The sequence below is a fragment of the Trebonia sp. genome, from assembly GCF_049794275.1.
Taxonomy (GTDB): domain Bacteria; phylum Actinomycetota; class Actinomycetes; order Streptosporangiales; family Streptosporangiaceae; genus Trebonia.
Window position 1 is genome coordinate 1 of sequence record NZ_JBARCR010000852.1, and the last position, 5755, is coordinate 5755.

The window sequence follows — 5755 nt, forward strand, 5'->3', positions numbered from 1 at the left end:
GCCCCGGGGACATGGACGTGCCCGCCACGCCGAGCTCGGCATCGCGCGGGGCGAAGCCGTGCCCGCAGGCCGCGCAGTGGTACCAGGCGCGGGTGAGGGTGACCGGGCCGAGCACCGTGTCAATGACCTTGTCCCGGTAGGAGACGAACTCCGCGTCATGCCCCTGCCCGCACGGGACCCGCGGGCCGCGGTGCCCGGGGTCGGCGGCCAGCAGCTGTCCCAGCATGCCGCCGCCGAGCTTCAGCATCCCGGCGCGGATCACCGTCTCGGCGGCCTCCAGGCCGGCCTCGCAGCCCAGCGCCCGCGCGGCTTCCGCTGCCAGCCGCGCTATCTCGGCGGACTTTTCCGCCGCGAGCGCCGCCCGGAGCCCCCTTTTTCCCCTCCCGGCCCGGAGGGGTCCTCGTCGGCGGCGCTGCCGGGCGCGGCGGGCCGGGCCTCGCAGATCGCCTCGTTCACCTCCGTCACTTGGCCCACCAGATCCCGGAACCGCTCATACTCGGCCACCTCCCGCTCGGCCTTATCCAGCTCCGGGCCGGGCCGCAGGTGCACCGTCACCGTCTTGCCGCCCGCCCACTTCGTCAGGTTGTACTGCGGCCCGTGCCCGGCATGCCCCGCCCGCGCGCAGGCGCAATTCGGCTTGCCGCACTTGCGCCGCACCGCGTTCAAGGCCCCGCGGCGGAAATCACCGACAAGGCCGAGATCGGCATACAGCCGGGCGCGACGGGCCTCCAGCCCGGCCAGGTCAGGCTCGTCCGGCACCGGCACCTCCAACCTGAGTAAGAACCTAACTCAGACTAGAAGCACACGCAGGCACGATCAAGCACCCCTACTTTCGTGTCGCACACCCCCTTTTGCCCTCCCACTTCAGGAAACGCTGGCAGGCGGCTGGACGGGCGGGGGGAAATCGAGGGTCTGATTGGCGGTCGACGCATGGGTGAGGTCGGCGGCCTTACCGTCGGCGGTGAGGTGGCGCCAACTGGTCTGCCAGTCCGGCAGGGCGGGGCTGGCCTGCTCCCAGTCGACGAACGTGGCCTCGTCGCAATAGTGGTCCAGCCGCGCGCTGATGCCCAGGTGCGGCTCACTGTCCACGTAGGCCTGCATCAGGCGGCGCTCTTGCCAGGCGGTGACGCTCCACCAGGCGTTGTCCGCGTCGGCGAGCGCGTCCGCGCCGAGGTTGCCTTCGGACTTCATGGCCTGCTCGATGGCGGCGACGGCGTCGGTGAAGAACTCATCCAGCAGTGCGGGGTCTCGCAGCCGAAGCCGGGTCACGACGATGACGGGCATTACGTTCTCCTTCTTTGCTGGCCTAGCGCCAGGCCGGGTCGCGATCGGTGCCCGAGTCCTCGTCAGGCAACTCGTCGCTGAGCCCGGCTCCTGCTGCTGTCGTGTCTTCCTGGACGCCTCGCCTGAGCCCGCGCAGCGCGACGAACGCGGCGACCGCCATGATCACGCACATGCCGTAGAGCACGTCGCGGGTGGCGGCGGCGAAGTTGGCGCGGATGAACTGCGGGATCGCGGTGACGTTCCCGTTGCCCCCCTGCAGCTGGGCGATCTTGGCTGCCTGCGCAGAGGCGGCCGGGGCGGACAGGCCCTGGCTGGTGAGGGAGGCGGTGATCGCGGACCGGAACCGGGTGATCAGCAGGGTGCCCAAGATGGCGAAGCCGAGGCTGGCGCCGTAGTTGCGGACGGTCTGGGTGATCCCGGTGGCCTCGCCGTAGGAGTACCGGGACGCGCGGTTGATCGCATCGGTGTTGGCCTGCCCCAGCATCAGCCCCATCCCGGCCCCGGCCATCACGATGTAGATGACCTGCGCGCCGACGTGCAGGTCGGTCGCCTTGGACGCCCACAGCCCGAATCCGACCGCGGCCAGCGCGCAGCCGAGCACCACCGGCCGCTTGGCCCCGGCCCGGTCCAGCATCCGGCCGCCGATCTGCGCGCAGACCACGAACCCCAAGAAGAAATACAAGATCAGCAGGCTGGACGTGGTCGCCTTCTCCGCCAGGGCGATCTGCCCGTACAAAGCGGCGAAGAAGAACACCGGAATGAACGCCATCATCGCGATGCCAAGGATGATGTTCTCCACCAAGAACGCCTGATTGCGGAAGATCCGCACGTTGATCAGCGGGGAGTCGGTCCGGGCCTCGACAGCGTAGAACACGATGAGCAGGGCCACTCCGATGGCGATGGTGGCCCAGATGGCCGGGTCGCCCCAGCCCCACAGCGCCGACTGCTGGAACCCGAACACGCTCAGCCCCACCCCGCCGACGATCAGGGCCAGCCCGCGGTAGTCCATCGGGGCGGGCCGGGATTCATTCGCCGGCTTGGAGATGGCGATCAGGGCCAGGGCGATCAGCGCGACCGGGATGTTGATCCAGAAGATGGATCGCCAGGTCCACTCGATCAGGTACCCGCCGGCGATCGGGCCGATCGCGGTCAAGGCGCCGGCGATGCCGAAGAACAACGCCAGCGCCCGGCCCCGCGAGTGCAGGTCGAAGGTTTCGACCACGATGGCGATCGCGGCCGGGAACATGATCGCCCCGCCCGCGCCCTGCAGCGCCCGGAACGCCACCAGCCAGGTCTCCGCGGCGGCGCCGGCCGGCGTGGCGCCGCACAGCGCCGACGCGGCGGCGAAGATGATCACTCCCAGCACGACCATCTTGCGGTGCCCGGCGATGTCACCCAGCCGCCCGCCGAACGCGAACAACGCCGCCAGCGTCAGCAGGTAGGCATTGATCGCCCACTGCATCCCGCTGGACGACAACCCCAGGGCATGCTGGATCGTCGGCGCGGCGATCGACACGATCGTCTGATCGATGAACGTCATCGCCACCGCGAAGATCATCGCGGTCAAGATCAAGCTCCGGGACTGGCCACCCGCGCGGGTGGTATTGCTGATGCTCATCGCGTTTCTCCATTCGGCGGGATCTACTGGTCGGGGACCCAGCTGCCATGGAAGCCGAGCGGAATCCGGATGGGCAAGTGGACGCGGGCGATGGGTTCGGCGGTGAAGTCCTGGGCGGCGAGGAGGACCAGGTCGGCGGCGCCGCGGTCGGGATTGTGGATGAAGGCCATGACGTAGCCGTCGTCCTCGGCGGCACCGGGCGCGGCGGGAGCGAAGACCGCCTCGCCGGCGGTGGCGTCCTGGCCGAATTCGTGGGCCTGGGCGGTGCCCGCGGCAAGGTCATGCTTGAGCAGCGCGTTGCTGAATGCCTCGTCGGCGAAGTCGCCGCCGGGTGAGATGGTGGCGTGCCCGACGGCGGCGATGACCGCGCTGTAGCCGTAGCGGTGCGGCTGGCCGGTCACCCGTTCGTCGGTGCGCGGGAATTCCTGGGGGCGGTCGTCCAGCCGCTGCTGGGCGACTTTCCCGGCGGCCGGGTCGATGATCCACCGGTCCAGCGTCAGCGGTCCTGGCCCGGACATCGTCGACACGTCGTAGGCGCCCGCGTACCGGACCAGGTCGACCACGACCCGGCCGCCGTCGTCCTCGTAGGCGTTGAGGGTATGGAAGACCCAGCACGGGTCCACCTCGAACCAGCGGACGCCGGCTGCGGTGCCGCCGCGCGGCAGCAGGCCGATCCGGGCTTGGTGGGCGGGGTTCCAGGTATAGGGCAGCTTCAGCCCGGCCGATGCCGCATCCAGGCTAAAGGTGACCGGCAGGTCGAGCAGGACCACGTAGCCGGGAGTGAGCGCGAAGTCGTGCATCATCGGGCCGTCGGCGACCGGGATGTCGGTCGTGCGGCTGACCGTGCCATCGGTGCCAATGATCACGTGCTGGACGTGGTCCCAGGCCCAGAAGTAGGCGATGGCGTGCAGTTCGCCCGTCGCGTGGTCGAGCTTGGTATGGGCCGCGAAGCCGCCGGGCAAGGTGCCGGAAAAGTCGTACGGGCCGATGGTGTCCAGCTCACCGGACAGCTCATAGGGCAGCGGGCCGGCCTCCACGGTGGCCAGGTACCGTCCGGCATGGGCGATGATGTGGGTGTTGGCGGCGAAGTCCATGTCGTTGTGGACGGGCCCGGCGGGCCATTTCTCGTCCATCGCCTCGGCTAGCTGCTCGGAGCGGACCCAGCGGTTGCGGTACCACTCGGCCTTGCCGTCGCGCAGCCGCACCCCGTGCACCATGCCCGGGCCAAGGAACCAGTGCCCTTCGCGGAACCGGTAAGCGGGGTCGTCCAGGCCCAGCGGGTTGGGCCCGTTGCGCAGGTAACGGCCGTTCAGCGCGGCTGGCAGGGCGCCGGTAACCGGCAGGTCGAATGCGGTAATTTCCTCCTCAACCGGGGCGAACGGGCCCTGCGTAAAGCGGTTCGGGTCAGGCATGAGGGCTCCTAGATCTGTCCACCTGTGATCATGACCTGACAACGGACCCGCCGGATCTGTCAAATGACTGTCTTTCATCTCCGGCTGCGGTCAGCTAGCGCCCACGGCTTCCCGTGGTTGGATTCTTCAGATGTGCCGAAGAAAGCCTTCGCGAGTTGCCTGTTTTTCGCGCCCGGCCAAGGTGTCAGCATCGTGGTATGGAGACGAGGGCGTGGGACCGCCCGGGGAGAGGATGAGGGGTGGCCTCCATGACAGATCAGGCCACGGCGCTGATCGGGCGTGACGGGGAACTCGAGATTCTCGCGGGGTTCCTCGAGCAGGCGGCCGCGGAAGGCGGGGCGTTCCTGCTCGTGGGGGAGCCGGGCGCCGGGAAGACGGCCCTGCTGGACGCGGCGGCCGATGCGGCCGAGGAGACCGGCATCCAGGTGCTGCGCGCGGGTGGGGTGGAGTTCGAGGCCGATCTGGCCTATTCCGGGCTGAACCAGGTGCTGCTTCCGGTGTTTGGCCAGTTCGAGCGGCTCGGTGCCACGCACAGGGACGCGCTGAACGTCGCCCTTGGTTACGGGGACGGGCCGCCGCCGGATCGGCTGCTGGTATCCACCGCTACCCTGACGGTGCTGCTCCAGGCGGCCGCGGCCCGGCCAGTGCTGATGGTCGTCGATGATCTGCCGTGGCTGGACCGGGCTAGTGCCGGGGTGCTCGGGTTCGTGGCGCGCCGCCTGGCCGGCAGCCGGGTCGGCTTCCTGGCCGCGTTGCGGCCCGGCGAGGAGAGCTTCTTCGAGCGGGCCGGGCTGCCGCAGCACGAGCTGGGGCCGCTGGACGAGCAGGCGGCGAACGCCCTGGTGAGCTCCTGCTTCCCAGAGCTGGCGCCCAGGGTCCGCCTACGGGTGGTGGCGGAGGCCCAGGGGAACCCGCTGGCGCTGCTGGAGCTTCCGGCGATGCTCAGCGGCGCGCAGCGCGCTGCGGCCGAGGCGCTGCCCGTGGTTCTCCCGCTCAGCCGGCGCCTGCAGGCGCTGTTCGCATCCCGGGCCGCGGATCTTCCCGAGCCGGCCCGTCGCCTGCTGCTGCTCGCGGTACTGGAGGGCAGCGGCGACCTTCGCGTCCTGCAGGCCGCCGCCGGGCCGCGGCAGATCGAAGACCTCGCTCCCGCCGAGCAGGCAGGGCTGGTGCGCGTCGACGATCGCACCGGCCGGCTGGTCTTCCGCCACCCGCTGACCCGGTCGGCGATCGTCGAGCTGTCCACCAGCGGCGAGCGCCGCCGGGCCCACCGGGCGCTAGCCGCCCAGCTGGCGGATGAGCCCGAACGCCGCGCCTGGCATCTGGGTGAAGCGGCCGTCGAGCCTGACGAGAAGATCGCGGGCCTGCTCGAAGAGACGGCGCAATGGACCCTGCGGCGTGCCGATGCGGTCGGTGCCGTGTCCGCGCTGCTGCGCGCGGCCGA

5 protein-coding genes and 1 pseudogene are annotated in these 5755 nt (G+C 70.2%); 1 reads left to right on the forward strand and 5 read right to left on the reverse strand.

Annotation, left to right across the window (positions count from 1 at the left end; genetic code table 11):
* The 5 genes and pseudogenes from WA805_RS22055 to WA805_RS22075 all read right to left on the reverse strand — a co-directional run.
* Positions 1 to 262: pseudogene (locus WA805_RS22055) on the reverse strand (ISKra4 family transposase); the annotation flags it as partial.
* Positions 263 to 327: 65 nt separating this feature from the next.
* Entirely contained in the window at positions 328 to 759 is a 432-nt protein-coding gene (locus tag WA805_RS22060; RefSeq protein ID WP_422273413.1) for a DUF6788 family protein, read from the reverse strand.
* A 105-nt stretch (positions 760 to 864) separates the two neighbouring features.
* The gene (locus WA805_RS22065; RefSeq protein ID WP_422273411.1) at positions 865 to 1284 is read right to left on the reverse strand and encodes a hypothetical protein; all 420 of its coding nucleotides are present in this window, start codon (positions 1282 to 1284) and stop codon (positions 865 to 867) included.
* A gap of 22 nt (positions 1285 to 1306) precedes the next feature.
* Positions 1307 to 2902, reverse strand: coding sequence for an MFS transporter (locus WA805_RS22070; protein ID WP_422291049.1), 1596 nt, complete (start codon positions 2900 to 2902; stop codon positions 1307 to 1309).
* A 23-nt stretch (positions 2903 to 2925) separates the two neighbouring features.
* Positions 2926 to 4314, reverse strand: coding sequence for a carotenoid oxygenase family protein (locus WA805_RS22075; RefSeq protein WP_425243279.1), 1389 nt, complete (start codon positions 4312 to 4314; stop codon positions 2926 to 2928).
* Positions 4315 to 4562: 248 nt separating this feature from the next.
* On the opposite strand from WA805_RS22075, the gene WA805_RS22080 reads away from it, so the two are divergent.
* Positions 4563 to 5755, forward strand: a 1193-nt coding sequence (locus tag WA805_RS22080; RefSeq protein ID WP_425243280.1) for an AAA family ATPase, incomplete at its 3' end; no start/stop codon positions are given.

Coding starts and splice junctions, on each gene's coding strand:
- WA805_RS22065 (WP_422273411.1), bottom strand. CDS start 1,284: ATGCCCGTCATCGTCGTGACCCGGCTTCGGCTGCGAGACCCCGCACTG.
- WA805_RS22070 (WP_422291049.1), bottom strand. CDS start 2,902: ATGAGCATCAGCAATACCACCCGCGCGGGTGGCCAGTCCCGGAGCTTG.
- WA805_RS22075 (WP_425243279.1), bottom strand. CDS start 4,314: ATGCCTGACCCGAACCGCTTTACGCAGGGCCCGTTCGCCCCGGTTGAG.